Raw genomic sequence first — 25,249 nt, forward strand, 5'->3', positions numbered from 1 at the left:
ACTAAACCATCCATAGCCGGCGTGTGGAGAACTGTTCACCTCCGTTATCATATAATTAATAACAATATTAATTACTAAATAATTGAGTTAACATTTGTATTCTAACTTTATTTACCATATGGCGTCAATAACTTTCCCGCAAAAAAACAGACGGACTAATCATCCGTCTGTTTCCTACTAGTGCTATGCTCTTCGCTGTTTATTAATTGTACGGCTGTCGCTTCATCGGTGACCAGCATTTGGATCCAGCCTCCGCGAAGTGCAGCCGTTATGCTCTCAATCTTGTGCATGCCAAAAGCGAGTCCCACAACTTGTCCAACCTGCTTCAGATGCTCGAGGTTCATGCCGATCACCTTACGGTTGATGGAATGATCTACAACCTGGCCGTAATGGTTGATGAACCGGGAGTTGATGTCTGCTGCAGTGCCCAGCTTTTTCAGCTCGCTCAGCACCTGCTCGGACAGGTAGCCGAACCGCTCCAGAGTCGACATGGTATACGGATTTCCGATGCCAACGACAGCCAAATCCACCCGCTTCCCTTCTGCAAGAACAGACTGGATATGAGGAAGGTGGGTTAGCTGTTCCTTCAGCTCCTCTGTTTCCACCATGGAAGGAGCATATAGCGATTCACTTCTTCCGCCCAGCTTCTTGGACAGCTCATAAGCAATCTGATTGGAATGAACCTCTGTTCTCTCATTTCCTGTTCCACCGATCAGAGGGATAACCTTCACGTTCTCTTTCTTGTCGAGGGGGAACTCCCGCACCATGTGAAACAGTGTATTCCCCCATGACACTCCGATTCGGTCCCCATTCTTAATGAGCTTCTGAACGAACTGGGCTGCTGCTTTACCGACGGCGCTTGTAACCAGCTCTTTGTTCAGGTCTCTCGTCGGCACGACCAACACCCTTTTCAGCTGATATCTCAGCTCCAGCTGCTTCTCCAGTTCAGCCGTCTGATGGGATTCGTCATGCACAATGATTTCGACAATCCCTTTCTCTCTGGCCTTTTGCAGCATTTTGGAGATGATCGGCCGGGACACCCCTATTTTCTCCGCTATTTTCTCCTGCGTCCAAGCTTCATAGTAGTAGAGCTTGCATACTTTTACGAGGTCCTTGTCGTATTCGTCGTTCAATTCAACATTCACCCTTACTATTGAGATTTCGCTGCAGCAACTTCTTATCCATATATTCACTCTACTATATAAATGCACTGCTGGAAAATATTCATCCGCCGTACAAGCGACTGCTTTACAGAAATTTAACATTACATTAACGCCTCATAAACACATCTCTTTTACAATTGTTTTGTCGAGGAACAAATGTAAATCTACTTTACAACCATTTTGAGGTGAAGTCCATGAAGATCAAAATACTAGGGTACTGGGGAGGGTATCCAGCTGCAGATGGAGCTACAGCAGGATTTCTCATTCAAACCGGGGAGGGACAGCTGCTTCTGGACTGCGGCAGCGGAGTCATGAGCCAGCTTGCCAAATATACAAGAGTGGAGCAGCTGGATGGCGTGATCTTATCGCATCTCCATTATGATCATATGGCCGATATCGGCATCCTACAGTATGCAGCCACTGGTGCTTTGCGCAATGGAAGAATGAACAGAAGGCTGCCGATCTATGCGCCAGCCGAGCCTGCGGGAATCTTGAACACGCTCTATGGGGATCATTCTGAAATTGTCCATATTGAGGAGGAGCAGCCTATTTTCGTGGCCGGAGCAAAAATTGAATTCGTTCCTGTCCGCCACACCATTCCCTGCTATGCTGTCAAGATCACGTATGGAGAGAAAGTGATTGTGTACTCTGCGGATACCTCCTACTGTGAATCTCTTATTGATATCGCACAGAATGCAGACCTCTTCCTCTGTGAAGCGACAATCTGTGACGGCAGTGTTCATACCTCAGGACTGGGTCACATGAACGCACACCAGGCAGGAACCATTGCAAGCAAAGCTAATGTAAAAAAACTAATCCTCGTGCATTTGCCTGGTGACGGCGATTTTGACAGCATGCTTCAGTCCGCAAGTGCAGCATTTGAGGGCCCCGTGGAGCTCCCGGACACTGCTCATGTGTACACCCTATGAATCCAAGGACAAAGGAAGGGCCCACCTATGTATAAATTACTGGCACTTGATATGGACGGCACACTGCTTGATCCAAGCAAACGCATAACAGAGTCTGTACATGCCTCGCTCCGAGCGCTCATGAATAAGGATATCCTTGTCACCATTGCATCTGGTCGATTTCCTGCCTCGGTATGGCTGCATGCCCAAGCGGCAGATATGAATGCCCGGCTTATTGCCCTGAATGGAGCCGTCATTATGGATGAAGCCTCCGGTGAGCTTATTCATGGCATTCCGCTGCCTGCTCCCGATCTGCTGCGGCTTGTGCATCTAGCAGAGAGCAGAGGAGCCTATGTCCACTTTTACGGCTACAATGTGCTCTATGTCAAAGAATTAAATGAGATGAATATGCGCTGGCCGCTCGCCAATGTCGTCGTACAGCCGGATAAGCCGCTTACAGAGGAGCATTATCAGGAGCAAGCCGGATACATCCAAGTACAGCCTGTAGGAGATCTGCATGCCTTTGCACGCACTTCTGCGTCGCCAATCTACAAAGCTACAGTCATTTGTGATTCCCCTGATCAAATTGAAGGCTTAATGGACGAGCTGTACGAATGGGGCTGCTTCACCATTACGAGGACCGGCAGGCGGCGCTTTGACGTCAATGCTCAGGGAGTATGTAAACGCGCTGCTCTAGAGCATGTAACCCGCTATTATTCCTTGCATCCGTCCGAAGTCGCGGCAGCCGGCGATTATGACAATGATCTGTCCATGCTTCAGTGGGCAGGGCTCGGTATCGCAATGGGCAATGCCAAGGATTCCATTAAGCAGGCCGCCGATGTCGTAACGTTAAGCAATGAGGAAGACGGCATTACGTATGCCGTAAAGAACTATTTGTTGCCAACCCAATCCAAATATGAAGACAAAAGGAGCTCAAATATATTATGAAAAAAAGTGCGATCTTTTCTGTTCTTGCTGCAATGCTGATCTTTACCGGATGCGGTGCCCAGGATAACACCACCTCCGGCGGCGATACAGGATCAAATGAAGCTGCTGGCTCATCTGCTCCTTCCGTATCCGGCGAGCTGACTTTCTACACCTCCCAGCCAGAAGAGGACGTAACCAAGCTGGTCAGCGCCTTTAATGAGAAATACCCGGATGTAACAGTAGAAACCTTCCGTTCAGGTACAGAGGAAGTAACAGCTAAGCTGCAAGCCGAGAATCAGGCTGGCGAGGTTCAAGCCGACCTGCTCCTGCTTGCCGACGCGGTCACTTTTGAAGGATTAAAGGAGCAAGACTTGCTGCTCTCCTACACCTCTCCTGAAGCTGAAAGTATCCCTGACGAGCTGGTAGATCCGGACGGTGCTTACACGGGAACCAAGGTCATGGCAACTGTCATTGCAACGAATACCGATCAGGTGGCATCTGCTCCGACTTCCTGGAACACTCTGACTGAGGAAGCAAGCAAGGACGCAGCAATCATGCCAAGTCCTCTGTATTCCGGTGCAGCCGCATACAACATTGGTGTATTCTCACGGACAGACGGCTTTGGATGGGAGTATCTGGAGTCCTTGAAGAATAACCATATTTCCGTAATCAAAGGAAACGGCGCAGTACTCAAATCTGTTGCAAGTGGTGAAAAAAGCTACGGCATGGTCGTCGATTACCTTGTGGCCCGTGAAAAAGCCAAAGGCTCCCCAATTGAGCTGAGCTATCCGGAGGAAGGCGTACCGATTATTACTGAGCCGATTGCCATTATGAAAAATACCGATAACAAGGAAGCAGCACAAGCATTTGTAGACTTTGTATTGTCTGAAGAAGGACAGGAGCTGGCAGCAGAGATTGGCTATACTCCAATTCGTGAAGGCATTGCGCCTCCAGAAGGGCTGAAGAGCCTCTCTGAGTTCAAAGTCATGAGCGGTGATCTTGCCACACTTACGAGCGAGCGCGAGGCTGACAAAGAGAAATTTACAGAAGTGTTCGGAAATTAACGAACGGAGCGATCATACATGCTGGACAGAAACACGGCAAAGGCCGAACAGAAACGGAATGAGCGGGCCGCCCGCTCTTCCCTATTCTCGTCACCCTCAGTTTACAAGAAGACGGGAACAGCTATAGGCATTTTACTGACGCTGTTCTTCTTTATCCTCCCCATCATTCAGCTTCTACTGCTTAGCTTTAGGGGAGAGGAAGGCTTCACACTCGGTATTTACAGCGAGCTTTTTCGGCAGGATCGGTTCTGGAATACGCTCAAATCCACCTTTGTCATTGTACTTGGATCGACGGTGCTCTCCCTGGTGATGGGGCTGTGCGCTGCCTGGTTCATGGCTTACACAGATATTAAGCATAAACGGCTGCTTCATCTTCTGATCCTGCTCTCTTTTGTACTGCCTTCTTATGTTCTGACTCTATCCTGGTCTTCGTTCATGGGATCTCAGGGTCTGATGGCAAGCTTCCTGCAGCTGTTTAATCCAGATGCCAAGCCTTGGAGTATGTACAGCACCGGAGGCATCATCTTCGTCATGGGCATCCATCACTTTCCGCTTGTCTATATGTTTACGACGGGTGTACTCAAGAAAATTCCGCGCGATCTGGAATGGGCGGCCAAAGCGGGCGGAGCAGGCAGGGTCAAAACCTTTGTCAAAATTACGCTGCCCCTAGCGCTTCCGGGCATTACGGCAGGCGGTCTGCTCGTATTCCTGGCATCTCTTGACAACTTCGGGATTCCGGCTTTCCTCGGATCTCCCGTCAATATAAGCGTGCTCAGCACACTAATTTATGAAGAAATCATCGGCTTTGGTCCCTCTGCCTTTGCAAGAGGCGCATCGCTGTCCGTCATATTGGGCTTGGTCGCGATCGCTGGCACTTGGCTGCAATGGTTGTCTGTACGGAAGAGCAAGACATCCGATACGATCATGATGGATGAAGAGCCGCGCTACTTCCTCGGCAAACACCGGGCTTGGATCAGTTCCCTTATCTGGATAGGACTGATTGGAATTACCATCGTTCCTCTCTTCTCCATGGTATCTCTTTCGCTGAGAAGCTCATATGGCGGAGGCTTCAGCCTGCAAGGGCTGACACTGGACAACTACAAATATATTCTGTTCGAGAATTCAAAAATCTGGCAGGCCATTACGAACAGCCTTATGCTCTCCTTGTTCACCCTGCTTGCATGCCTGATCATCGGTACACTGTTTGCTTATGTGCGGGTTCGCAAGCCTTCGAGGCTGAACAAAGCCGCTGAGCTGGCCATCTCGATTCCATACACGCTGCCCGGCATCGTATTTGCCCTGTCAATGATTCTCGTCTGGATGGAGCCAATCCCTGGCTGGAACCCAGGCATCTATGGAACGGTGACGATTCTCTTCATCGCATATATTTGCCGCTTCCTCATTTTGCAGATCAGGGCAGGAGTCACTGCCTTTATGCAAATTGACGCATCGATGGAAGAGGCAGCCCGTGTATCGGGTGCTGGTATGTTCACCAAGTGGAGGACCATTCTGCTCCCGCTCCTGCTGCCCGGTCTTCTGAGCGGAGCGCTGCTCGTATTTCTGACAGCTCTGACGGAGCTAACCGTCTCTGCGCTGCTCTACTCTTCCGGCTCCCAAACAATCGGGGTTACGATCTTCAGCTTTGAGCAGGCAGGCGATACACTGTACTCTACAGCCTTATCGAGCCTGATCGTGTTCCTCATCATTATTGGAGCAGGACTGCTCCAGCTCATCCAGTATTTATCCCGACGCAAAGGAGTTCGATTATGAGTATACAGCTGAATGAAATATGCAAAGCCTTTGGCCGATTCCAGGCACTCAAATCCGTAAATTTAACGATTGCAGAAGGCGAGTTTGTTGCCATCCTCGGTCCTTCCGGCTGTGGGAAGACAACACTGCTTCGCATGCTTGCCGGCTTTGAACAGCCCTCCTCCGGAGAGATTCGTATTCAGGACAAAGTCGTTGCCAGCGCACATGGGCTGACCCCGCCGGAGAAACGGCGCATCGGGATGGTGTTTCAGAATTTTGCTCTGTGGCCGCATATGAATGTATATGAGCATGTACAGTTTCCGATCCGAAACCACAAGGAGACACCTTCATCTATAAGGGAACATGAAGACAAACGGATTAAGGATGTGCTTGAGCTTGTCGGGCTGTCGCACTTGTCCAAGCGCATGCCGCATGAGCTGTCCGGCGGACAAAAGCAGCGCGTAGCGATTGCGAGGGCGATTGCTTCAGAGCCGTCTCTATTACTGATGGATGAGCCGCTTAGCAGCTTGGATGCGATGCTCCGCATGGATATGAGACGGGAAATCCAATCCGTCCATCGGAAGACGAGATCCGCTATCGTGTATGTTACACATGACCAAAGTGAAGCACTTGCGATGGCCGATCGCATCATTGTGATGAAGGATGGACAGATAGAGCAAGCTGGAACACCCGAAGAGATCTATTTATATCCGCAAACCGAATTTGTAGCAAAGTTTGTCTCGAAATCGAATCTTGTACACGGGCAGTGGACACCGAATGGCTTCTTCCCTGATGGGGCGGAGACCGGCCTGCCTTGGACCGGCGAGAAGATCTCCCCCTACTTCAAAGAGAACGGGACTTACCCCGTACGCCCTGATCAATTTGAGCTCGCCTCAGACAGCACAGCTGGATTGCAGGGAACGGTTGCGAACGTACAATTTCAAGGGAAGGAGTTTATCTACGATATTCAGTCAGGAGCGCAGCAGCTGGAAGTCGTTTCACCGGTGCCCCTGCAAATCGGAGACACGGTGACCCTATCCATCCCCCTTCAGAAACCGGTGAAGGAAAAAAGCTATGTATGAACAAGGCATGCTTCATGGAACCAGGACGAGCACGTCTGCGAAACGATTAATTTTCTTTGATATTGATGGGACACTGCTGGATTATAACAAACGGATTCCCACATCCTCCAGGCAAGCAATCTATGAGTTGAAAGCAGCAGGTCATGAGATTGTCCTTGCAACCGGCCGCTCTCCATTCATGCTGCAAGCCGTAGCAGCAGAGCTGGAAATTCATTCATATGTGGGATTTAACGGCCAGTATGTCGTTCTGAATGATCAGCTCGTCTATGCCAATCCGCATCTGACGGATGAGTTGTCCAGGCTTGCTGCTGTTGCGGAACAATCAGGCCATGCCCTCGTATATCTGGATCATGAAACGATGCGAGCCAGCCAGGCTTATGATCCATATGTAGAGGAATGCATGGGCTCCCTGAAGTATCCTCATCCCGAGTATGATCCGGACTTCTACCACCAGCGGAGCATTTATCAGAGCATGCTGTTTTGTCCGGAGCATGAGGAAGGGCAATACAGGAAGAGGTTCACCTCGCTTCAATTTGTCCGCTGGCATCCTTATTCTCTGGATGTCCTCCCTGGCGGCGGCTCCAAAGCGAATGGAATCAAACAGCTCCTCCATTATATGCAATATGATCCGAGGGAGGCCTATGCGTTCGGGGACAATTTGAACGATATGGAGATGCTACAGTATATCGGGAACAGCGTCGCGATGGGGAATTCGCCGGAAGCCGTCAAGCAGCACGCCAAATATGTCACTACCGATGTAGACAAGGATGGGATCGCGAACGGCTTGCGGATGGTAGGCTTGCTCCCTTGATTCATGATAAATATGCACGAAATGACTGCTTAAGGCCTTGATCGCATGGATCTAGATGCAGTGGATGCTCAGAGCAAAAAGAGCCCTTCCTTGAATGGATAGGCTCTTTCTTCTTTGCCTTCTTGGCCATTAGACCAAACGCATACTTCATCATCTTAGTCCGATGCTTCTGTCGCGATCGCCTGAATTGAATTCCCAATGGATTGCAGCAGGCTGCCGAAGGCATTCCAGTTGTTGGCGCTCTTGTTCGTGACAAAGGGGGTTTGCTGCAAGGTAAGCTCGGTTTGGACTGCATTGGCGATGGACTGAATAATGTTTCCTATAACCACCAGGTTCTGTCCCTCGTCTTGTACCTCCGTGCTTCTCGACAGGATCTTGGTCTGTCCAATCGCTGTGATGTTCGTGCCGATTGCCTGCAGCCATGTATATATCGCAAGCTGTACATTAATATCCTGCTGGATTTGCTCAGACTGCTCATTAGCCTGGTTTTGCTGGCCCTGCTGCCTCTTCCGCGGGGACTTTTTGGAGTTATTCCGCTTGATCGGCTGTGGCAGCTGCTTCTTCTGCTGTGGAAGCTGGCGCCGCTCCAGCCGCTTCTGCTGCTGTCGCTTGGCGGGCACAGTACATCCCTGCTTTCTCCTGAGTGCTGTAAGTTTCTATAGCATATGCAGCCGGTGTCCGCGAGGATAAAGATATTTTGCTAGATTTTATCCATGATCAGGTTCGTACTCGCTCAGCTTGCCCTCATAGATCAGCTTCAGCCGGTCACACTGGCGAAAATCATCCGGTGTCACTAGTGCAGGCAGCTTATTCCACAGCTTGATTCCGGACCGCTGTAAGATTTCAGCGACAAACTGGGAGCAGAAGTAAGAGTTGCTGAACTCAACTGGCTCTTTTAACGTAATGCCAATCACACCGAGGATATTGTAAATATATTTACGATGACTGCGAATAAAGATCTGCAGCACTCTCTTCATCTTCACTACTTCCCGGTCGGTGACCCTCAGCTCATACAGAACGCATGTCGTACCAGGATATTTGCTGAACGTACCCGTCTTGATATCCTCCTTGACGAATCCGCCATTCAGCGGATTATTCGGATGCTTTCTGCCGAAGCTGTACAGCTCGGAGAGTTCCCGATCAAATGAAATGGAGGCATGATTATAGGGAGCCCTTGTATAGCTCTGGATCATCTTCGTAAAGAGCGTCCCTGTATTCGTAAGCAATATATAAACTGAGCGTGAAGCTTCCATTTTGAAATTTCCCCTTATCAAGATTGACCTATTCCTTCATAATAACATATGATCCTAATGGTGGAATTTTCGAATAATCAAGGTCTTCTATCCGTAGTTTTCATTCATTATAGCCGAGAATTTGAAGAAGTTGGTGACATCACATTGAGCAGTTCTTTACCTACGCTTATCGTTATTCTTACGTTGTTAGTTGCAATCCATATTATCTATCATATCATCGGCAGGGTTCAGCCTGACAAGGACTACAAGGCAATCGGCCAGCGGATCAAGACCTGGTGGGGCATGTTCTTCATCTTCTGTCTGGCTACCCTGTTCACTCCAGCAGTTTCGCTCTTATCGCTTATGGTACTATGTTTCTTCTCCCTGCGGGAATACTTCTCTATGATCAAGACGAGGAAGGCAGACCGCCGACTGTTTCTGTGGGCCTATTTGTCAATTCCGGTGCAGTTCTATTGGATTTACATTGGCTGGTACGGCATGTTTATTATTTTTATTCCCGTGTATGTGTTCCTGTTCCTTCCGCTTCCGCGGCTGATTAACAAAGGCACGATCGGATTTGTACGCAGCGTCAGCTCTACCCAGTGGGGGCTTATGCTGATGGTGTTCGGTCTCAGTCACCTGGCCTATTATCAGTTCGCTGCGCCCGAGTATGGAGCTGGAATCGTCTTGTATCTCGTGCTGCTGACACAGCTGGGTGATGTCGTTCATTATTTAGCGTCTCTCTATTTTGGCAAGCGAAAAATCGTACCCACATCCAATCCCTATTTAACATGGGAGGGGTTTGCCTGCGCGTTTCTCGTGACGACAGCTGCTGCTTATTTTGCCTATCCTCACCTGACGCCGTTCGATTTGAAGTTTGGCCTAATTACAGGTATGCTGATCAGCCTCAGCGGATTCTTCGGCAGCTTAACGATCTCCGTGCTGAAGCGGGACCTGCTGCTCGGAGGCGACAAGCTGGAGGCACCGAAGAAAGGCTATCTCAGTCAAATTGACAGCTTAACCTACACTTCGCCGGTGCTGTTTCACTTTATCCGGTATTTCTTCGATTTTATGTAATATTTGTAGTAGATTAAAATGTCCTGATGCGCTAAAATGATTCAGCATGATTTTTTTCATAATTTTCAGAAATTAATGAAATGAATGCACCTATATTAGATTACTGGAGGCATTAACAAACAACATGTCAAATGCATCATCGACTCAAGTTAAGATTGTAACGGCTGATCCGAGCGGTATCGGCCTATTCGGCCTGGCTATTGTTACACTGGTTGCTTCTTCGCAGAAGCTGGGCTTGACCGAGGGCCTCAGCCTGGTTATCCCATGGGCTATTTTTCTAGGAGCCTTCGCTCAATTGTTCGCAAGCATGCTGGACGCCAAGCACAATAACACCTTCGGCATGACCGCCTTTGGAGCTTATGCCTTCTTCTGGTTTGCTACAGCTGCCAGCTGGCTGACGAACATGGGCGTGTTCGGGGAGGAGCTTGCAGGTGCAGCAGATGGCAGACAACTGGGCTTTGCTTTTGCCGGCTATTTGATCTTCAGCGTATTTATGACTATTGGAGCTATGGAGACACATAAAGTGCTGTTCTTTATTTTCGTACTGATCGATCTGCTCTTCCTCGGCTTGACGCTGGATGCCTTCGGCATTGCTCCTCACGTCTTCCACACGCTGGCAGCCTATGCAGAGATGGGTATCGGACTTCTATCCTTGTATGGAGCGGGCGCTGCTGTGCTTAATACGCACTTTGGACGGACCTTCCTGCCTGTGGGACGAGCATTTGGCATTTTCAAAAAATAAAGCTATTGGTTTAAACCGGTATGCATCAGAACAGGCCGTTTCCCGATATCCGGGAGATGGCCTGTTTGTATATAGCCTGTTATTTAGATGGAAGAATGCCTCTAATATACCCTGCTAATGCTGTGGCGGCTTCCTCGTGAGCCAACGCACCGGGATGACTTCTCGCGCCCATGGTCGCTTCCGTCATGTTCGGCATCTGGAACACAGATACCTTCCGATCGGCCGATCTCGACAGGTAAGCATCCACCCCCCGATAAATGGCCGGCATCATCGGTGTTCCGAGCATACCGTAGGCCCATACGATATGAGCCTCCTTATTATTCTTCCGAAGGGTGACGAGAAACTGCTCTACCGCGTTCTCGAACGCCTGTAAGTCTTCCTTATGATATGTTCCGTCCGAATTTAACCGCTGTTTGTGGGTCGCTCCTCCTGCTTCATCTCGCCATTCGGGAGAGTGAAAGGCACCGCCATCATTCGTACCCAGATTGACCACAATGACATCCGGCTGCCATGCGGCAAAATCGTTCGGCTCCTGCGCACCGAGCTCCCGGTTTCGCTCTCCTGGCAGCAGTCCGCACACCTGCTCATAATACTGCGGCATGCTCGCCTTCGGATTGTTATCCCAGCTTGTGAGCACACCCCAGCCGCTCTGGGACAGGATACGGTATTCCGCATCATCGAGCGCTGCGGCCGTCAACCCGCAGTAATTGCTTACCGCGCTAAACCACATCGGAATCCAGTCCTGCTCTAATTTTGCGCCAATAGCTCCTTCCCCGGAAGTGATGCTGTCGCCGATAAATTCCAGCTTCACAGCACGCTCGGGAACAGGCATAAACTGCCCATTGCCTTTGACCGCATGGAATTGCAGCAAGGCATCAGGATCGGCGCTCATGGCCTGAACCTCCTTCACGATTCGCACATTTTTGACCGTACGATCATTCATCCCTCTGAATAAGCAGATCCAGTACCTGCCGTGCGTGAGCATCTGTCTTGCTGCCGGCACCCCGTTGATCAGAATAGAGATCCACTGTTCATGCTGGCTGTAGTCCACTTCGACTTCGAGCCACAGCTCGGAGCCCGTGCTGTTCAGTTCAATGCCACTCCCCGTCCAGAATAAGGTGAGTGGTGCGAGCCTGCCTGTCGTACGGCCGTGAACCTTAAGATGAGGAACATCGGATAGCTGATGAGTTTGCAGATTCGGATCTTCTTTCATGACTTCACTCCTTATTATTGCTCACTTATTAAGCTGGATTCCGAGCGGAGTCGGCAAACCGTCAATGCTTGCGCTGTTTTTCTGCTCCCAGTAGCTCTTCAGCCCTTCTTCCCCTTTTTGATCAGCCCATCTTTGGAGTGTATCTCTCTCCTTCTCATATGCCATGAACGGAATAGAGTAACCGCAGGAAGTCTGCACTTTATGTACGTCGACGATGATAATCTGCCTTGATCCGGGAAGCGGATCAAACTTGGGATACAACTCCTCCCACTCCTTCGTCCCGTGCAGCACTACGTTTCCCGTTCCATACAGCCGCAATATATTAGGCGGGCCCTCGAATGCACAGAACATGATGGTTACCCGCCCATTTTCCTTGATATGTGCGCTCGTCTCGCTGCCGCTTCCGGTCAGATCGAGATAAGCGACTTGATTCTCGGACAGCACACGAAACGTATCATAGCCCTTGGGTGAAAGATTAACATGCCCATCTGGTGATAGAGCCGCTGAACCTACAAAGAACAAATGCTGTTTTCCAATAAACTCAACATGCTCTGGCAGTAAGGCCGGGAACTGCTTTGCCATTCTAATCTACCTCCCCTATGTTGTTGTGAATCAGGCAATTCTCATATTACAATTCCATCCCCTGGTGTATTCTCCTGCTGCCAAACCCTCCAATAAGACACCACCCTGCGCTTCTTCTGATATAGTTGCTTCTCACCCAAAAACGAAGGAGGCACTTCATATGGTACTAAACGTTAAAAACTTATCTGTTACCTACGGCTCTACTCATGCCGTCAATCATATCAGCTTCGAACTTGAATCAGGCAAGGTGCTTGGGCTGCTAGGAGCTAACGGTGCCGGTAAATCTTCAACCATTTCCGCTGTTCTAGGCATGGAGAAGAGCCAGTATGACGAGCTTGCCATTCTAGGCAAATCCCCGATCAAGGAGAGGAAGCATGTTTTTCAAGAGGTTGGTGTCCAGCTGCAATCCACGCAGTTTCAGGAAAACATAACCGTTCAGGACTCATGCCGCCAGTGGAAGAGCTTATACCAGCAAACGGCAGATATTAACGAGTTACTACGTATTTTTGGACTCGAGGACAAATCAGATCAGCTCGTCAAAACACTCTCTGGTGGGGAACGGCAAAGACTCGCTGTTCTTCTTGCGCTCATTCCCAGACCTAAGCTGGTATTTCTTGATGAGCTGACGACAGGTCTGGATACTCGAGCACGCCGCATGCTCTGGAATCGACTGCTGGATATGAAACAACAAGGGATGGCCATGGTTCTTACTTCACACTACATGGATGAGGTGGAGATCCTGTGCGATGAAATCCTTATTCTTAATAAAGGAAACACCGTCTTTCAAGGGACGACACCTGAAGCACTTGAGCTCAGCGGTACGCAATCATTGGAAGAAGCATATTTACATTTTGCAGGAACAGAGGGGGACATCTACTGATGAATTCTTTTATGACATTCTTTAAAATTGAAGCAAAGCTCGTCTGGAAGAGTATCGATATACTCATCTTCGGGATTTTATTTCCCATTATACTTGGGTCTATATTTGGATATACCTTGAGTAAAGACAGTGCTGGGAGCGGTGCGTCTAACTTTGACCTTTCGTACGCATCGGTCATAACGATTGGTATACTGGCAACCGGGGTGATGGGCTTGTCCCTGACACTTGCCGATTATCGTCACCGGGGAATTCTGCAGAGACTGCAGGTTACACCTGTATCCCCTCTTCAGATCGTCATTGCCCAGGGACTTGTTCAGATGATTGCAGCTGTCATTTCATTTATTGGCGTTACACTCGTTTACATCTATGCGTTTGGCTTTGAGCTTCAGGGCTCCTGGCCGTTGTTCCTGATATCTTATTTATATGTTCTTATATCCATGTTCAGTATTGGCACACTGATTGGCAGCCTTGTTCGGGATACCAAGTCCGCCAACCTTTGGAGCTCCGCAGCCTACTTCTCGATGCTGTTATTCTCAGGAGCAACCATTCCGTATGAGATTATGCCGTCTTTTCTGCAATGGGGAATGGATGTGTTTCCGCTTGCCCATGGCATTCATTTATTAAAGGACGTCAGTACAGGAACCGCACTCTCAAACAGTCTCCTGCACATTGGAATTCTAGGAATTTGTATCATCCTCTCTATGGGGATCACGATTCGATATTTTAGATGGAAGTAGGTCGTTATCCGTTGTACAAGACCTCAGAGATTGCCGCTCTCGCCTCTGTGCATCCCAATACGGTAAGAGTCTATGAGGAATGGGGATACATCTCTCCTGTTCCTCGGCTTACCAATGGGTACCGTGTGTATTCAGACCTTCATCTCTTTCAGATGAAGATTGCCCGAATTCTGTTTCAATGCGAGATTGTACAAGGTGACATCCGTAATAAAGCAAGAGAGATTGTTACCACTTCTGGGAAAGAACAATTCCCACAGGCGTTACATTTGACTCACGAGTATCTATCCCATCTAAAAAGCGAATATCAGCATGCTCTGCTCGCGGCAGAAGCCGTGGAGAAATGGCTGCATGAGGATGTTCCAACAGGAGATAAGACATACTCACGAACAGAAGCAGCTCATATTTTAGGAGTGACGACAGAAGCGTTAAGAAACTGGGAACGCAATGGGCTGATTGTGATCCCGCGACTTAAGAACGGACACCGTATTTATGGGGAAAAGAATTGTCCAGGCTGCAAATTATTCGGGGGCTAAGAAGCGCCCACTACTCTCTCCAAGCCATTCTCCGTTTGCTTCGCAAGCTTGATCAGCTTCCTACAGATGTCATTACTATTCTTAACTCTCCTTCAAATGAAGAGGATGTTGTAACGGTTACAGACCGTCTAATCCAATCCTTGCTCGAAGCAATCCAAGGGGCAAAGTCGGCTATTGCTCTCTTTTATGAGTACAAGCATCTTTATGAGAGACCACATTAGTCTTGTGAATTTAGGCCACTCCCTTGGTCAGATAACCGTTTCTACTAATCTTTCATCTTCATACCATAGAGTATAGTTGTAAGATTCCTGTGGATGAAGGGAGTGATCGAGTGGAAAACAGACGTCAGCGATCCATATTGAAACAAGGCGTGTCGATCATCACTTGTACGAAGCGCCAAAGCTATGTAGCACAGCTCTTCAAAAATTACACCAGACAGCGTCATTCAAAAAAAGAACTGATTATTGTCGTTAACAACGATGCCATATCACTTGAACCCTATGAGCAAGCCGCTAAGCATCTCCGTCATGTGCAAATCTTCCGTGTCCCTGAGCACTACTCCCTCGGCACCTGCCTTAACCTTGCTGTAAAAAAAACAAAATATAATTATGTCGCCAAGTTTGATGATGATGATTACTATGCCCCTGATTACCTAACCGAAGGCCTTCTGACCTTTCAGAAGAGTGGCGCCGATGTACTGGGCAAGCGGGCTCATTATATGTATCTGCGCGGCTCCAAAACTTTAATACTGCGATTTGCGAATGATGAGAACAAGGTTGTCTCCAAACTTCCGGGCGCTACCCTGATGATCAAGCGAAAGGTTCTGAAACAGGTTTCCTTCCCTGATCAAAACGTGGGAGAAGATGACCTGTTTTGCAAAAGAAGCAAGAAGAAAGGATTCAAGGTCTACTCTGGCGGCAAACATAACTTCGCTGCAATTCGAAGAAAGAATTCGGCCGATCATACTTGGATTATCAATGACGAAGAGCTTATTGCTCATCATAAGTCTATTCCCGGCGTTCACAATTTCAAGAAATTTGTTAAACGTAAGCCAAAGGGAGTGTGAGTATGGCAAAAAAGGAGCGTTCTTCACATTACGGCGTTTCCATTATCGTCTGTACCAAAAGACATTACTGTATGGACAACCTCATTGAGAATTTTATAAGTCAGCGCTACAAACACAAAGAGCTCATTATTATCCTGAACCACAAGGAATTGAAAATGAAAGATTATATTAAAGCTGCCGAGCCTTATAAAAATATAAGAATTTATCGACAGCCTGAGCATGTATCCTTGGGCAACTGTCTTAATTATGGAGTCAACATGGCCAAGTATCCCTATATTGCCAAGTTTGATGATGACGATTATTATGCACCGGATTACCTGAAAGACAGCATGCATACGCTGCGTAAAACAAAAGCAGATATCGTCGGAAAGAGAGCCCACTATGTATATTTAAGCAGCAAAAAACTTGTGCTTTATCGTTATCGTGATATGGCCGAGCGTTACGTATCTGAGGTACAGGGGGCGACACTCCTCTTCAAACGTGAGGTATTTGATGCGGTGAGCTTCCCGAACCGGTCGCGCGGTGAATGTGTGAAGTTCTGCTCCCTGTGCCGAGCCAAGGGTTATTCCATTTATGCAGGAAGCCCCTACCACTTTGCTGCGATTCGAAGAAAGGGCTCCAAGGATCATACATGGATTGTTAGTGATAGAAGGCTCATGAAGAAAGGGGATCAGGTACCTGGAGTCAATGATATTAAGACGTTTGTAAGCCGCTAAGTGGATAATATTCTCCATTAGCGGTTTTATTTTTTTAAGGCTTTGTAAAACTTTGTTGTTGATATTTGCGAACAAACGCTTCGGCTTTCTGCTTATTCTTGTTAAGCTAACAGGCAGGATCGTTTAATGAACTGAAATTGTGATGTATATTCATTAATAAGGAATTCTAATTCAGCTATATAATATTCAACATCACTTTCGTAAAGGGGTTTTAAGAAATGAAAGAAGGACATCTTGAAAAGATTAATTTATATGACATTACTAAGGAGATATCCGAATATAGAAACTGGATTGTGAATGAAGTAAATGATCATGCCCTACGTATTGCTGTTATTAATGGTGAATATCATTGGCATAAGCATGAAGATTGTGATGAGTTGTTCATGGTTCTTGATGGAGAACTTTTCATTGATCTGGAAGATAGGACGATATCACTCAAACCTGGAGAAATTATTACTATTCCACGTAATGTTATGCATCGTACTAGGTCTAATGAAAGAACGGTTAATTTATGTTTTGAAAAATCCTCTAACGATATATCTGGAAAAACAGCAGAAAGTCTATAAAGCTATCTGGGCAGGTTAGTATAATAAGAACGTCGAAAACATATTGCAAACAGAAAATTTCAACCAAGCGAAGTCTGGAATGGTTAAGGGAGTTTACTAATAAATAATAAGGGTGGATGTAGATGGGTACGAAGACGAGAGCTGCGCGGTATTAGATTACGGAAATACATGCATTAATCTCTTAAATCAATCGAATGCCCAAGAGTTGATTGATCCGGCTCAGGTTGGGCGTGTCGGGGATGGAGCAAGGTTCCTGTTTACCATCCAAGTGCCTGACGTTGACCGGTTATGCAATGAGTTGGTAATGCGGGGCGTTACATTGTTGAATGGGCCGATAACACGTCCCTGGGGGCGGCGGACGGCATGTTTTGCCGATCCTGACGGGTATATTTGGGAGATTGCGCAGGTGCTTTAACGACTTTGAAGTGAGTGGTGAAAATTGTATGATAAATAATGATTCCCCGGCTATTATCGAGCAATATAAGCGAAGTCTGGCTGAATATACGATAGACCAGTTACGGTATAAATCTGAAGAAGACGTTTGGTCGATTGGACAAATGTATATTCACGTGATCGATGTAGCGGAAGAGTACATCGGTCATATTCACACTTGTACTATAGCGGCACAAGAAGAACATGGAGACAAGACTGAAGACGGAACAAAGGCGTTTCTCGAAAAAGCGTGGCCCGATGTCCGTGTGAAACTTGAGGAACCGGTCAACAGGACCCGTAACCCCGATAGTAAGGATGAGATCATAGCCGGCCTGGAGCAGGTGCTAAAGAAATTGAAATACTGGGAGGAACACGTACGTGGGGCGAATCCTGCTTGCAAGGTGCGTCATGGCTGGTTTGGCTGGCTTAATGCGCGTGAATGGTTTGAAATGATTGGCATGCACAGCAGGCATCATTTGCGCCAAAAGGCAAGACTGGACCAGAAGCTTGCGGAGGCAGGCTTATGAAATAATTCACTAAGCTAACGTAGAAACGATAGCTCAATACGCCGCCTTTTTACCAGGCGGCTTTAATTTAACATAGCCATTCTAAAAAACACCTGCTCAGCAGAATTATGACGACTTCTCCTTACGCTGCTCAAGGATCTCTGGAATGTGCAGCTCTCTGAGCACGGGCACAATCTCCTGCACACTGCTCTTCTTGAACTTCTTTAGAATACTGTTAATCTGTGATTTTAGAGTGGAAGGCTCCACATGTCTGAGCTTGCATATCTCCTGCCGTGTATAGTCTTTCATCAACAGCTCCAGCACCTCAAGCTCAGTCGGGGTCAGCTGGGTGAAGATAAAAAAGTTGTGCAGCAGACTGTCTTCTGTCGTCTTGATCCGTTTGAACTCCCTAGTAATCTTGCCGGCAATATTCGAGTGAAGAGCAGGTCGATCGTTATAAGCATCCTTCACTGCCTGTAGTATAGAATCGGCTGGCATATTTTTGAGTAAATAATTCGTTGCACCCAGCTCAAACGCACGAAATACCGTTTCATCCGTCTCGCATACGGTTAGCATGACAATTTTGATCTCCGGCATGTAATTCAGAATCTCCTCCGTAGCTCTAAGCCCGGCCTGCTTATCCTCCAGTTCAATATCCATGAGTATGACATCCGGCTTATTCAGCGCAGCCAGCATCGTTCCTTCGTATCCACTTGCTGCTCTCCCTACGCACTCAATCTCCTCATCCTTGGACATGATCATTTGGTATCGCTTACAAATTAGATCATCATCTTCAACAATCAGAACCTTAATCTGTGGCGTACTCACGAATGTCTCATCTCCTTCCATATATCATCTTAAGAGTAACGGCATAACAATATGAAATGAGCTCCCCTCTCCCTGTGTGCTGCTGGCATGAATCTTACCACCATGTGACGTAATAATCGTATGACAGAGCGATAATCCCATTCCCCAATTTGTCGCCGTTGGTTTTGACGAGTAGAAAGGCTGAAAAATGTGCTCCAGCTTGTCCTCTTCCATACCCGTTCCGTTATCTTGAATGATCAGCTCGACCCACTTGTTCTTCACATTCATTCTAACATCGATTTGTCTGGATTTGTCCGGAACAAATTTCAGAGCGTCAACGGCGTTAGACATAATATTTTCGATGGCCTGCGAAAAATAATAAGAGTCTGCCATGATCGTCAGCGGTTTCTGCGGCTTGCTGTAGTTCAGCTGAATATCTCTGAGCTCCATACTCATATCGCCGAGCAGCTTGTCCATTAGCTCTGTCAAGGGAACCGGTTTAAGCTCCATCTGGGATTTAAGATTTTTTTGATGAATAACATTCAGCCGATCATACACCTTGCGGCAGCGCTGCTCGATCACTTGAATTTCCTCTACAACCTCAGGTGACTTCTCACACATGCTCTCCAAAAATTCAGTCTGCGCCATGATGGCCAGCAGTTCATTTTTTATATAGTGACTGAACACACGCGATGTTAATAATGCCGAATCGATATTCTGCGATGTCACGGTCTCCTGGTTCCGAATGCTGTTCTGCAGGCGTGCATATTTGTAGATGGAATATAAACTGAGCAGCACACACACCCCCGCAAGATAAGGCAGCAGCGTATAGATGGACGGATTGCCCACTAGATTGATGGGTTTAAAGCTGATGAAATGGGCCGCTTTGGACACTTTGACCATAAGGTCAGGAGCCCAGTAATTCATATAGTAGTACGTAATTTGTACGGAGACATAGGTCACCACAATCATTAGTATATTGCTTCGGATCTGCCTGACTTTGGGAGCATCACAATAGGCATAAATAATAAGCACAATGCCTGCCACAATATAAAGTGTATTTAGTGTCCAAGTCACTTTATGAATGGATTCATAGAGAGTGACAATACCCTGTGCTGTCATGTAATCCGGGTACATTGCATAGTAGAAGGCCGTATATACGGACGGATCGTAGATTATCACCTGCAGGATACACGGTAGTGCGATGAGGGATAGAATCCATACCCCCCTCTTGGGAAGGATGTGAAAGGCAGAATAGATCGCAGAAGCAAGGCCCGCATACAGAAACACCATGGTGAACACGTTAAAGACTCGTATCAATACATACCGTGATATCGGCAAGAATACCAAATCATTTTGCAGCTCTTTCGAGATACCGAAGTAACGATCCAGGCTGTAATAGTAATAAGCGTCCTTGGACAAATAAGTAATAATACAGGAAACGACGACGAGGAAGGAAAAGCCCATGAGCAGCATAAACAGCGTGGCCTTTGTATATTTTTGCTGGGTCAGGCAGAATACCGCGATCACAATAAACAGGATCAGCACGAAGAATATAACCATAGATGCCACCCTTCCCTAAGATGTGAAATGAATTAATTTTATGGTGCATTCCTTCACCTGTAAAGGTTGAAATTATATACACCTTATTAGGAATGCGTTTTCATAATAAATCCGCAACTGGAGCTGTATTTTAGCCTGATATACCGCTGCTCTCCCTTCGTCCACCTGTAGGACGATAAAATTTCAACCTTACACTTAACCAAAGATCACCCTACTATTAGAGCATACCACAAAAAATTGGGGGCGTTATGATGAAGAATAAACACGGCTATTTCAGGTTCTCGCTGATTGCTGTGCTAATACTTGCCTTGGTCGGCTGCAGTTCAGCAGCCACAGATTCAGAAGGCAGTACAGGTGAGAATGGCAAAGTCGTTCTGGAATATTACACATGGACGGATGAAGAAGCTTACATGCAGAAGGTCATTGAAGCCTTTAATGCTCAGAATAGCAACATCGAAGTGCATATGAATACGATCAGCAACAATGCAAATGAGTATAACACGCAAATAATGAACAACCTCTCCGGCGGTTCAAAAATGGATGTATACAGCGTTAACGGAACAACCAGTCTTGGCCTGTTTTCAACCAAAAATCAGCTGCTGGACCTTACCGATCGGGTGAAGGAGGATAATCTTGATGTCAGCGCCTACGGTCCCAGCTTTCAGGAGATTAGTGAGGTGCTAACCGAAGGGAAATATTACGCGCTCCCTTATCGGACGTCTCAATATGCCCTCTTTTATAACAAGGCGCTCTTTGATGCCCAAGGCATTCCTTATCCTGAGCAGTTAACATGGGAGGAATACGCGGAGCTGGCGAAGAGCCTGACAAAAGGCGAAGGAGCAGACAAGCAGTGGGGCGGCTACTACGCTGACTGGATCATCTCACCACTTGGTGCAATTCAGCAGGGGACTACGATCCTGGACGACAGCCTCGCCCCCATTGAGGAATGGATGAATTATCTGGATCGCCTGTATTACCAGGATCAATCTCATATGAGCTATAAGCAGATGAATGCAGAGAGCATCGACTGGATCAAGCAGTTCGAGAATGGGAACGTCGCCATGATGGTCAATGGTGAATGGACTGTCAATATGCTCAAGGCCGATATAGAAGCAGGCAAGACCGATATTGAATTTGATATGGCTCCGCTTCCGCTCCCAGAGGGAACCTCCGACCCAATAACCGTTGGCGGTGTGAGTACCTATATGGGGATTAATCCAGCCAGCAAAAATGTGGACGCAGCCTATGAATTTGTAAAATTCGTAACCGGTGAGGAAGGGGAGTCGGTTATTGCAGAAGCAAGTGTCCTCCCTGCCTATTCTAGTGATGCAACGAAGGAAGCCTTCCTGAATGCCACCGGCCTTGAAGGAAGCGGATATTTCTTCGAATCGAATACGCTGGTTGAAATGCCTCCGATTGCCAAGATCGATCAAGTGTATAACTTGTACAGCGAGCAGCTCGATCTATTCCTGTTCCAGGAGCAGGATGCGGCGCAGGCGATCCAAAACTTCCAAGCGGAGAGATCCTCCGTCTTGAATTAGATAACGAAGTATGGCGATCAGCCTGTCCCCACTCGGACTCAGGCTGATCTACGTAAGATCAATAATGACAAAGGAGGCTGTTGTGATGACGGGCAGACATCGAATCCAGTACAAATCCTACATGGCAGGCACACTGTTCATTCTACCGGCCTTCATCCTGTTTGCGGTATTTATATTTATCCCTTTAATCTATGGTTTGTACTTAAGCTTCACCGATTACGGCGGCTTCAATATCAAGCCCAATTTCATAGGTGTAGACAATTACACCAAGCTGCTTACGGACGATTATTTTCTTATATCACTTAAGAATAACTTTATCTACATGATTCTGTTTGTTCCTCTAACGATCTTGTTCGCCCTGCTCTCCGCAGTAGCTTTGAACAACATATGGCATCTGCGCAAATATTTGCGTATGGCCTTCTATTTTCCTCATATCACTTCCATGGTGTCGATCGCCATCGTATGGGGTCTGCTCTTTAATCCGATGTCGGGTCCGATCAATTACATCCTGAAGGCCATCGGAATAACCAATCCGCCAGAATGGCTGATGTCCTCGGCCTGGGCACTGATTGCCATCGTATTGGTAGCGGTATGGAAGAGCTTCGGTTACTACATGATCATCCTGCTTGCAGGCATTCAAGGGATACCAACATACTTGTACGAGTCTGCAAGGCTTGATGGGGCAAACAAGTTTCAGCAGTTCATTTACATTACGCTGCCCTCCCTGTCACCCACCTTGTTCATGGTGCTCATTCTTACGATCATTAACTCCTTCCAGGTATTCGACCTTGTATCGGTGATGACCGACGGCGGTCCGGGACGTTCAACGAATGTGCTCGTATTCCGAATCTATCAGGAAGCCTTCAGCAATTATCAGATGGGATACGCCTCTGCGATGTCCATCGTCTTGTTCGTCATCGTTATGGTTATATCACTAATTCAATTCAGACTCGAGAAGAAATGGGTCACTTACTAAGGAGGGGAGGGAGGAACACATGATAAATGCATTTCATACAGTCAAGAGACATAAGCCCTCTTACTACCTGCTGTTAATTCTGCTCGTTATCTTTTCAGTAGCTGCACTTTTCCCATTCTTATGGATGATCTCCGCATCGCTTCGGACCGATGTCGATCTGTTCAAGAACCCGATGAATTGGATTCCGGAGACGCTGTTCCTGAACAACTATAAAGAGGTATGGACGGCCATTCCTTTTGCCCAGTACTTTCTGAATACATTAAAGCTGTCCGTGGTGATCACGGTATTGCAGGTGATCATCTGCTCCATGGCGGCCTATGCGTTTGCGAAGCTCAAGGTGCCCTTTAAGAATACGATCTTTGTCCTCTTCATGGCGAATCTAATGATGCCCTGGCACTCTATTATGGTGCCTCAGTTCTCCATTGTCAGTAGCCTGGGACTGTACAACACGCATACTGGTTACATTCTGATTCAGCTGTTCAGCGGCTTCGGTGTATTCTTGATGCGGCAATTCTTCAAGAGTCTGCCTGATGAGCTGAATGAAGCGGCGCGGGTTGACGGCTATAATGAATGGCGGATTTTCTGGCGAATTGTGATGCCTTTATCTGCGGCTGGCTTGTCCACGTTCGCCATCTTTACGTTTACTTTTATGTGGAACGATTACTTGGCACCCTTGATTTACTTTAATGATGATAGCTTGAAGACTTTGCAGCTGGGTCTTAAATCCTTCCAGACCGAGCACACCATGGATTACGGGTTACTCATGGCAGGCACATTAATTGCGACTGTTCCGATGATCATCGTATTCCTGATCGGCGAGAGATTCTTCATTCAAGGCGTAGCTACAACCGGCATGAAAAACTAACACATGATAAAAGGAGTACATGATCATGACTAATCTATTGCACAATTTTGTACAGGTTCGCGGTGAAGATTTTACGGTGAACGGAGAAAAAATCGTATTTCGAGGCTTTGGACTCGGGTCCTGGATGAACCTAGAGCATTTCATGATTGGACTCCCTGGGACAGACACCATGATTAAGAAGGCATTTGCCGAGGTGTATGGCGAAGAGCGCAGCGCCAAGTTCTTTGACCGATTCCTGCTGGAATATGTCGATGAGAAGGATTTTGAGTTTCTCAAAAAGATCGGCGTCAACCATCTTCGGATTCCTTTTAATTATAAATACTTTATTGATGATCAAAATCCGCATGAATACAAGAATGACGGCTTTAAATATCTCGATCATATTGTTGCTTTGTGTGAAAAATACGAGATCTATGCCATGCTCGACCTTCACTCCGTTCCAGGCGGGCAAAATCCGGACTGGCACGCGGACACCTCCTCCGGCCTACCGTTGTTCTGGGAGTATGGCGCTTTGCGCGATACCGTCATCGGACTGTGGGGACATATTGCTCAGTACTACAAGGATCAGCCTTGGATTGCTGCTTATGATATTGTTAACGAGCCTTCAATGGTCACCAATGCAGCAGCATTTAATGAGTTCTACGAGAAGGTCATTGCCGAAATTCGCAAATACGATCCGCATCATATTATCTTTATTGAGGGTAACAAGTTCACGACCGACTTCTCCATGCTGGATCCGATTGATGATCCGCAGGTGGCATATGAGTTCCACTTCTATCCGTTCGTGGATGAACCTGCTGTGCTTACCGAGGAAATGGACCGGGCGCGCCGCAAAGAGATCTTTGCCGACGCCTTCAACCAGCTGCTCAGCATCCGCGAGAAGTACAAGCGTCCTGTCTGGTGTGGTGAGCTTGGGCTGGTGTTCAATCAAGAGCAGATTGATTTTCAGATGACGATCATTGAAGACATGCTGGAGCTGTGCGAAGCAAACGATGTCTCCTGGGCGCTCTGGACCTATAAGGATGCTGCCGTGATGGGCATTGTGTATCCTAAGATTGAAACACCTTGGCGCAAACTGACCGAGGAGATCAAGCTCGTATGGAATCAGCACGAGGAACAGTCAAAGGGAGAAGCGTTAGTCGATTATATGGCTGAAACGTATTTTAAACCGATCTCGAAGGATGAGCGCTATCCGCTTCAGTTCCGGATGAGAACCCTCATGCAGGTCATCTGTGTGGAGCAGAACCTGAAGCCTTATCTGCAGAAACGCTCCTGGGAAGAGATTTACGAGCTTCCTTCCTCATTCCATTGGGATCAATGTGACCATTGGAGCGAGCTGGTCGATGTAGTTGAAAAGTATACGAAGGCTTAACGCAGCTAGACAAGAACTGGGCCGCGCATGATATGCTCCCATCATAGTAGACAGTAGAAAAAACTCTACCGCTACCACGATGGGATTTTTTGTAGTTGTCTAAAAAAGCCTAATCCTATCCGTCCTTATTTATAATCTA

28 protein-coding genes are annotated in these 25,249 nt (G+C 47.4%); 21 read left to right on the forward strand and 7 right to left on the reverse strand.

The window, feature by feature from the left end:
- Positions 1–155 precede the first annotated feature (155 nt).
- The gene (locus tag ACFSVM_RS24105) at positions 156–1,133 is read right to left on the reverse strand and encodes a sugar-binding transcriptional regulator (protein WP_256209737.1); all 978 of its coding nucleotides are present in this window, start codon (positions 1,131–1,133) and stop codon (positions 156–158) included.
- 224 nt (positions 1,134–1,357) lie between these two features.
- On the opposite strand from ACFSVM_RS24105, the gene ACFSVM_RS24110 reads away from it, so the two are divergent.
- The 6 genes from ACFSVM_RS24110 to ACFSVM_RS24135 are packed head-to-tail and all read left to right on the forward strand — an operon-like array spanning position 1,358 to position 7,704.
- On the forward strand, positions 1,358–2,092 hold the full coding sequence (locus tag ACFSVM_RS24110) for an MBL fold metallo-hydrolase (protein WP_379265028.1): 735 nt from the start codon (positions 1,358–1,360) through the stop codon (positions 2,090–2,092).
- 27 nt (positions 2,093–2,119) lie between these two features.
- Complete coding sequence (locus ACFSVM_RS24115) at positions 2,120–3,019, forward strand: Cof-type HAD-IIB family hydrolase (protein ID WP_379265030.1); 900 nt, start codon at positions 2,120–2,122, stop codon at positions 3,017–3,019.
- The gene (locus tag ACFSVM_RS24120; RefSeq protein WP_379265032.1) at positions 3,016–4,062 is read left to right on the forward strand and encodes an ABC transporter substrate-binding protein; all 1,047 of its coding nucleotides are present in this window, start codon (positions 3,016–3,018) and stop codon (positions 4,060–4,062) included. The genes ACFSVM_RS24115 and ACFSVM_RS24120 overlap by 4 nt, the downstream gene beginning before the upstream one ends.
- A gap of 18 nt (positions 4,063–4,080) precedes the next feature.
- The gene (locus ACFSVM_RS24125) at positions 4,081–5,832 is read left to right on the forward strand and encodes an ABC transporter permease (protein ID WP_379265034.1); all 1,752 of its coding nucleotides are present in this window, start codon (positions 4,081–4,083) and stop codon (positions 5,830–5,832) included.
- Entirely contained in the window at positions 5,829–6,893 is a 1,065-nt protein-coding gene (locus tag ACFSVM_RS24130; protein ID WP_090724956.1) for an ABC transporter ATP-binding protein, read from the forward strand. The genes ACFSVM_RS24125 and ACFSVM_RS24130 overlap by 4 nt, the downstream gene beginning before the upstream one ends.
- Positions 6,886–7,704 (forward strand): Cof-type HAD-IIB family hydrolase, encoded by an 819-nt coding sequence (locus tag ACFSVM_RS24135; RefSeq protein WP_379265037.1) that lies wholly within the window; start codon positions 6,886–6,888, stop codon positions 7,702–7,704. Before ACFSVM_RS24130 ends, ACFSVM_RS24135 begins: the two co-directional genes overlap by 8 nt.
- A gap of 155 nt (positions 7,705–7,859) precedes the next feature.
- Here ACFSVM_RS24135 and ACFSVM_RS24140 read toward each other — a convergent pair whose 3' ends face one another.
- Both ACFSVM_RS24140 and ACFSVM_RS24145 read right to left on the reverse strand, forming a co-directional pair.
- The gene (locus ACFSVM_RS24140; RefSeq protein WP_256209739.1) at positions 7,860–8,324 is read right to left on the reverse strand and encodes a DUF6944 family repetitive protein; all 465 of its coding nucleotides are present in this window, start codon (positions 8,322–8,324) and stop codon (positions 7,860–7,862) included.
- An 87-nt stretch (positions 8,325–8,411) separates the two neighbouring features.
- Positions 8,412–8,957, reverse strand: coding sequence for a hypothetical protein (locus tag ACFSVM_RS24145; protein WP_076314242.1), 546 nt, complete (start codon positions 8,955–8,957; stop codon positions 8,412–8,414).
- 144 nt (positions 8,958–9,101) lie between these two features.
- Between ACFSVM_RS24145 and ACFSVM_RS24150 the strand changes: the two genes are divergently transcribed.
- Together ACFSVM_RS24150 and ACFSVM_RS24155 are read left to right on the forward strand one after the other, a co-directional pair.
- On the forward strand, positions 9,102–10,013 hold the full coding sequence (locus tag ACFSVM_RS24150; protein ID WP_090724957.1) for a phosphatidate cytidylyltransferase: 912 nt from the start codon (positions 9,102–9,104) through the stop codon (positions 10,011–10,013).
- Positions 10,014–10,137: 124 nt separating this feature from the next.
- On the forward strand, positions 10,138–10,755 hold the full coding sequence (locus ACFSVM_RS24155) for an acetate uptake transporter (RefSeq protein ID WP_076314241.1): 618 nt from the start codon (positions 10,138–10,140) through the stop codon (positions 10,753–10,755).
- A gap of 79 nt (positions 10,756–10,834) precedes the next feature.
- Here ACFSVM_RS24155 and ACFSVM_RS24160 read toward each other — a convergent pair whose 3' ends face one another.
- Together ACFSVM_RS24160 and ACFSVM_RS24165 are read right to left on the reverse strand one after the other, a co-directional pair.
- Positions 10,835–11,968 (reverse strand): SGNH/GDSL hydrolase family protein, encoded by a 1,134-nt coding sequence (locus ACFSVM_RS24160; RefSeq protein WP_090724959.1) that lies wholly within the window; start codon positions 11,966–11,968, stop codon positions 10,835–10,837.
- A gap of 21 nt (positions 11,969–11,989) precedes the next feature.
- Positions 11,990–12,550 carry a pyridoxamine 5'-phosphate oxidase family protein gene (locus ACFSVM_RS24165; RefSeq protein WP_076314235.1) on the reverse strand — a complete coding sequence of 187 codons (561 nt, stop codon included), beginning with the start codon at positions 12,548–12,550 and terminating at the stop codon, positions 11,990–11,992.
- A gap of 160 nt (positions 12,551–12,710) precedes the next feature.
- Between ACFSVM_RS24165 and ACFSVM_RS24170 the strand changes: the two genes are divergently transcribed.
- The 9 genes from ACFSVM_RS24170 to ACFSVM_RS24210 all read left to right on the forward strand — a co-directional run bounded on the left by ACFSVM_RS24170 (position 12,711) and on the right by ACFSVM_RS24210 (position 18,007).
- The gene (locus ACFSVM_RS24170; protein ID WP_090724960.1) at positions 12,711–13,430 is read left to right on the forward strand and encodes an ABC transporter ATP-binding protein; all 720 of its coding nucleotides are present in this window, start codon (positions 12,711–12,713) and stop codon (positions 13,428–13,430) included.
- Positions 13,430–14,167, forward strand: coding sequence for an ABC transporter permease (locus ACFSVM_RS24175; RefSeq protein WP_090724962.1), 738 nt, complete (start codon positions 13,430–13,432; stop codon positions 14,165–14,167). The genes ACFSVM_RS24170 and ACFSVM_RS24175 overlap by 1 nt, the downstream gene beginning before the upstream one ends.
- The gene (locus ACFSVM_RS24180) at positions 14,158–14,700 is read left to right on the forward strand and encodes a MerR family DNA-binding transcriptional regulator (RefSeq protein WP_256209740.1); all 543 of its coding nucleotides are present in this window, start codon (positions 14,158–14,160) and stop codon (positions 14,698–14,700) included. The genes ACFSVM_RS24175 and ACFSVM_RS24180 overlap by 10 nt, the downstream gene beginning before the upstream one ends.
- A complete protein-coding gene (locus tag ACFSVM_RS24185) occupies positions 14,670–14,921 on the forward strand; it encodes a hypothetical protein (RefSeq protein ID WP_256209741.1) in 252 nt (83 codons plus the stop codon). Before ACFSVM_RS24180 ends, ACFSVM_RS24185 begins: the two co-directional genes overlap by 31 nt.
- A 110-nt stretch (positions 14,922–15,031) precedes the next feature.
- Positions 15,032–15,766, forward strand: coding sequence for a glycosyltransferase (locus ACFSVM_RS24190; protein WP_090724963.1), 735 nt, complete (start codon positions 15,032–15,034; stop codon positions 15,764–15,766).
- Between the two features lie 2 nt (positions 15,767–15,768).
- Positions 15,769–16,482 carry a glycosyltransferase gene (locus ACFSVM_RS24195; protein WP_076314230.1) on the forward strand — a complete coding sequence of 238 codons (714 nt, stop codon included), beginning with the start codon at positions 15,769–15,771 and terminating at the stop codon, positions 16,480–16,482.
- A 218-nt stretch (positions 16,483–16,700) separates the two neighbouring features.
- Complete coding sequence (locus ACFSVM_RS24200; protein WP_090724965.1) at positions 16,701–17,048, forward strand: cupin domain-containing protein; 348 nt, start codon at positions 16,701–16,703, stop codon at positions 17,046–17,048.
- Between the two features lie 112 nt (positions 17,049–17,160).
- Positions 17,161–17,463, forward strand: coding sequence for a VOC family protein (locus tag ACFSVM_RS24205; protein WP_256209742.1), 303 nt, complete (start codon positions 17,161–17,163; stop codon positions 17,461–17,463).
- A gap of 28 nt (positions 17,464–17,491) precedes the next feature.
- A complete protein-coding gene (locus ACFSVM_RS24210) occupies positions 17,492–18,007 on the forward strand; it encodes a DinB family protein (protein ID WP_090724968.1) in 516 nt (171 codons plus the stop codon).
- 105 nt (positions 18,008–18,112) lie between these two features.
- Here ACFSVM_RS24210 and ACFSVM_RS24215 read toward each other — a convergent pair whose 3' ends face one another.
- Together ACFSVM_RS24215 and ACFSVM_RS24220 are read right to left on the reverse strand one after the other, a co-directional pair.
- Positions 18,113–18,814, reverse strand: a complete 702-nt coding sequence (locus ACFSVM_RS24215) for a response regulator transcription factor (protein WP_177178733.1) — start codon at positions 18,812–18,814, stop codon at positions 18,113–18,115.
- 24 nt (positions 18,815–18,838) lie between these two features.
- Positions 18,839–20,356 (reverse strand): sensor histidine kinase, encoded by a 1,518-nt coding sequence (locus ACFSVM_RS24220; RefSeq protein ID WP_379265045.1) that lies wholly within the window; start codon positions 20,354–20,356, stop codon positions 18,839–18,841.
- Positions 20,357–20,604: 248 nt separating this feature from the next.
- On the opposite strand from ACFSVM_RS24220, the gene ACFSVM_RS24225 reads away from it, so the two are divergent.
- From ACFSVM_RS24225 to ACFSVM_RS24240, 4 genes are all read left to right on the forward strand, one after another.
- Complete coding sequence (locus ACFSVM_RS24225; protein WP_090724971.1) at positions 20,605–21,897, forward strand: ABC transporter substrate-binding protein; 1,293 nt, start codon at positions 20,605–20,607, stop codon at positions 21,895–21,897.
- A gap of 85 nt (positions 21,898–21,982) precedes the next feature.
- Entirely contained in the window at positions 21,983–22,873 is an 891-nt protein-coding gene (locus ACFSVM_RS24230) for a carbohydrate ABC transporter permease (protein WP_083655987.1), read from the forward strand.
- 19 nt (positions 22,874–22,892) lie between these two features.
- Positions 22,893–23,738 carry a carbohydrate ABC transporter permease gene (locus ACFSVM_RS24235; RefSeq protein ID WP_090724972.1) on the forward strand — a complete coding sequence of 282 codons (846 nt, stop codon included), beginning with the start codon at positions 22,893–22,895 and terminating at the stop codon, positions 23,736–23,738.
- A gap of 25 nt (positions 23,739–23,763) precedes the next feature.
- Complete coding sequence (locus tag ACFSVM_RS24240) at positions 23,764–25,110, forward strand: glycoside hydrolase family 5 protein (protein ID WP_076314223.1); 1,347 nt, start codon at positions 23,764–23,766, stop codon at positions 25,108–25,110.
- The last annotated feature ends 139 nt before the right edge of the window (positions 25,111–25,249 follow it).

The sequence above is a fragment of the Paenibacillus shunpengii genome (genome assembly GCF_042684905.1).
GTDB lineage: Bacteria > Bacillota > Bacilli > Paenibacillales > Paenibacillaceae > Paenibacillus > Paenibacillus shunpengii.

What these genes read in the sequence shown, in the direction of transcription:
- ACFSVM_RS24240 (WP_076314223.1), top strand. Translation starts at nt 23,764, where the DNA reads ATGACTAATCTATTGCACAATTTTGTACAGGTTCGCGGTGAAGATTTT.
- ACFSVM_RS24160 (WP_090724959.1), bottom strand. Translation starts at nt 11,968, where the DNA reads ATGAAAGAAGATCCGAATCTGCAAACTCATCAGCTATCCGATGTTCCT.
- ACFSVM_RS24170 (WP_090724960.1), top strand. Translation starts at nt 12,711, where the DNA reads ATGGTACTAAACGTTAAAAACTTATCTGTTACCTACGGCTCTACTCAT.
- ACFSVM_RS24155 (WP_076314241.1), top strand. Translation starts at nt 10,138, where the DNA reads ATGTCAAATGCATCATCGACTCAAGTTAAGATTGTAACGGCTGATCCG.
- ACFSVM_RS24145 (WP_076314242.1), bottom strand. Translation starts at nt 8,957, where the DNA reads ATGGAAGCTTCACGCTCAGTTTATATATTGCTTACGAATACAGGGACG.
- ACFSVM_RS24120 (WP_379265032.1), top strand. Translation starts at nt 3,016, where the DNA reads ATGAAAAAAAGTGCGATCTTTTCTGTTCTTGCTGCAATGCTGATCTTT.
- ACFSVM_RS24175 (WP_090724962.1), top strand. Translation starts at nt 13,430, where the DNA reads ATGAATTCTTTTATGACATTCTTTAAAATTGAAGCAAAGCTCGTCTGG.
- ACFSVM_RS24230 (WP_083655987.1), top strand. Translation starts at nt 21,983, where the DNA reads ATGACGGGCAGACATCGAATCCAGTACAAATCCTACATGGCAGGCACA.
- ACFSVM_RS24115 (WP_379265030.1), top strand. Translation starts at nt 2,120, where the DNA reads ATGTATAAATTACTGGCACTTGATATGGACGGCACACTGCTTGATCCA.
- ACFSVM_RS24210 (WP_090724968.1), top strand. Translation starts at nt 17,492, where the DNA reads ATGATAAATAATGATTCCCCGGCTATTATCGAGCAATATAAGCGAAGT.
- ACFSVM_RS24195 (WP_076314230.1), top strand. Translation starts at nt 15,769, where the DNA reads ATGGCAAAAAAGGAGCGTTCTTCACATTACGGCGTTTCCATTATCGTC.
- ACFSVM_RS24135 (WP_379265037.1), top strand. Translation starts at nt 6,886, where the DNA reads ATGTATGAACAAGGCATGCTTCATGGAACCAGGACGAGCACGTCTGCG.
- ACFSVM_RS24125 (WP_379265034.1), top strand. Translation starts at nt 4,081, where the DNA reads ATGCTGGACAGAAACACGGCAAAGGCCGAACAGAAACGGAATGAGCGG.
- ACFSVM_RS24180 (WP_256209740.1), top strand. Translation starts at nt 14,158, where the DNA reads ATGGAAGTAGGTCGTTATCCGTTGTACAAGACCTCAGAGATTGCCGCT.
- ACFSVM_RS24110 (WP_379265028.1), top strand. Translation starts at nt 1,358, where the DNA reads ATGAAGATCAAAATACTAGGGTACTGGGGAGGGTATCCAGCTGCAGAT.
- ACFSVM_RS24200 (WP_090724965.1), top strand. Translation starts at nt 16,701, where the DNA reads ATGAAAGAAGGACATCTTGAAAAGATTAATTTATATGACATTACTAAG.
- ACFSVM_RS24220 (WP_379265045.1), bottom strand. Translation starts at nt 20,356, where the DNA reads ATGGTTATATTCTTCGTGCTGATCCTGTTTATTGTGATCGCGGTATTC.
- ACFSVM_RS24235 (WP_090724972.1), top strand. Translation starts at nt 22,893, where the DNA reads ATGATAAATGCATTTCATACAGTCAAGAGACATAAGCCCTCTTACTAC.
- ACFSVM_RS24130 (WP_090724956.1), top strand. Translation starts at nt 5,829, where the DNA reads ATGAGTATACAGCTGAATGAAATATGCAAAGCCTTTGGCCGATTCCAG.
- ACFSVM_RS24165 (WP_076314235.1), bottom strand. Translation starts at nt 12,550, where the DNA reads ATGGCAAAGCAGTTCCCGGCCTTACTGCCAGAGCATGTTGAGTTTATT.
- ACFSVM_RS24225 (WP_090724971.1), top strand. Translation starts at nt 20,605, where the DNA reads ATGATGAAGAATAAACACGGCTATTTCAGGTTCTCGCTGATTGCTGTG.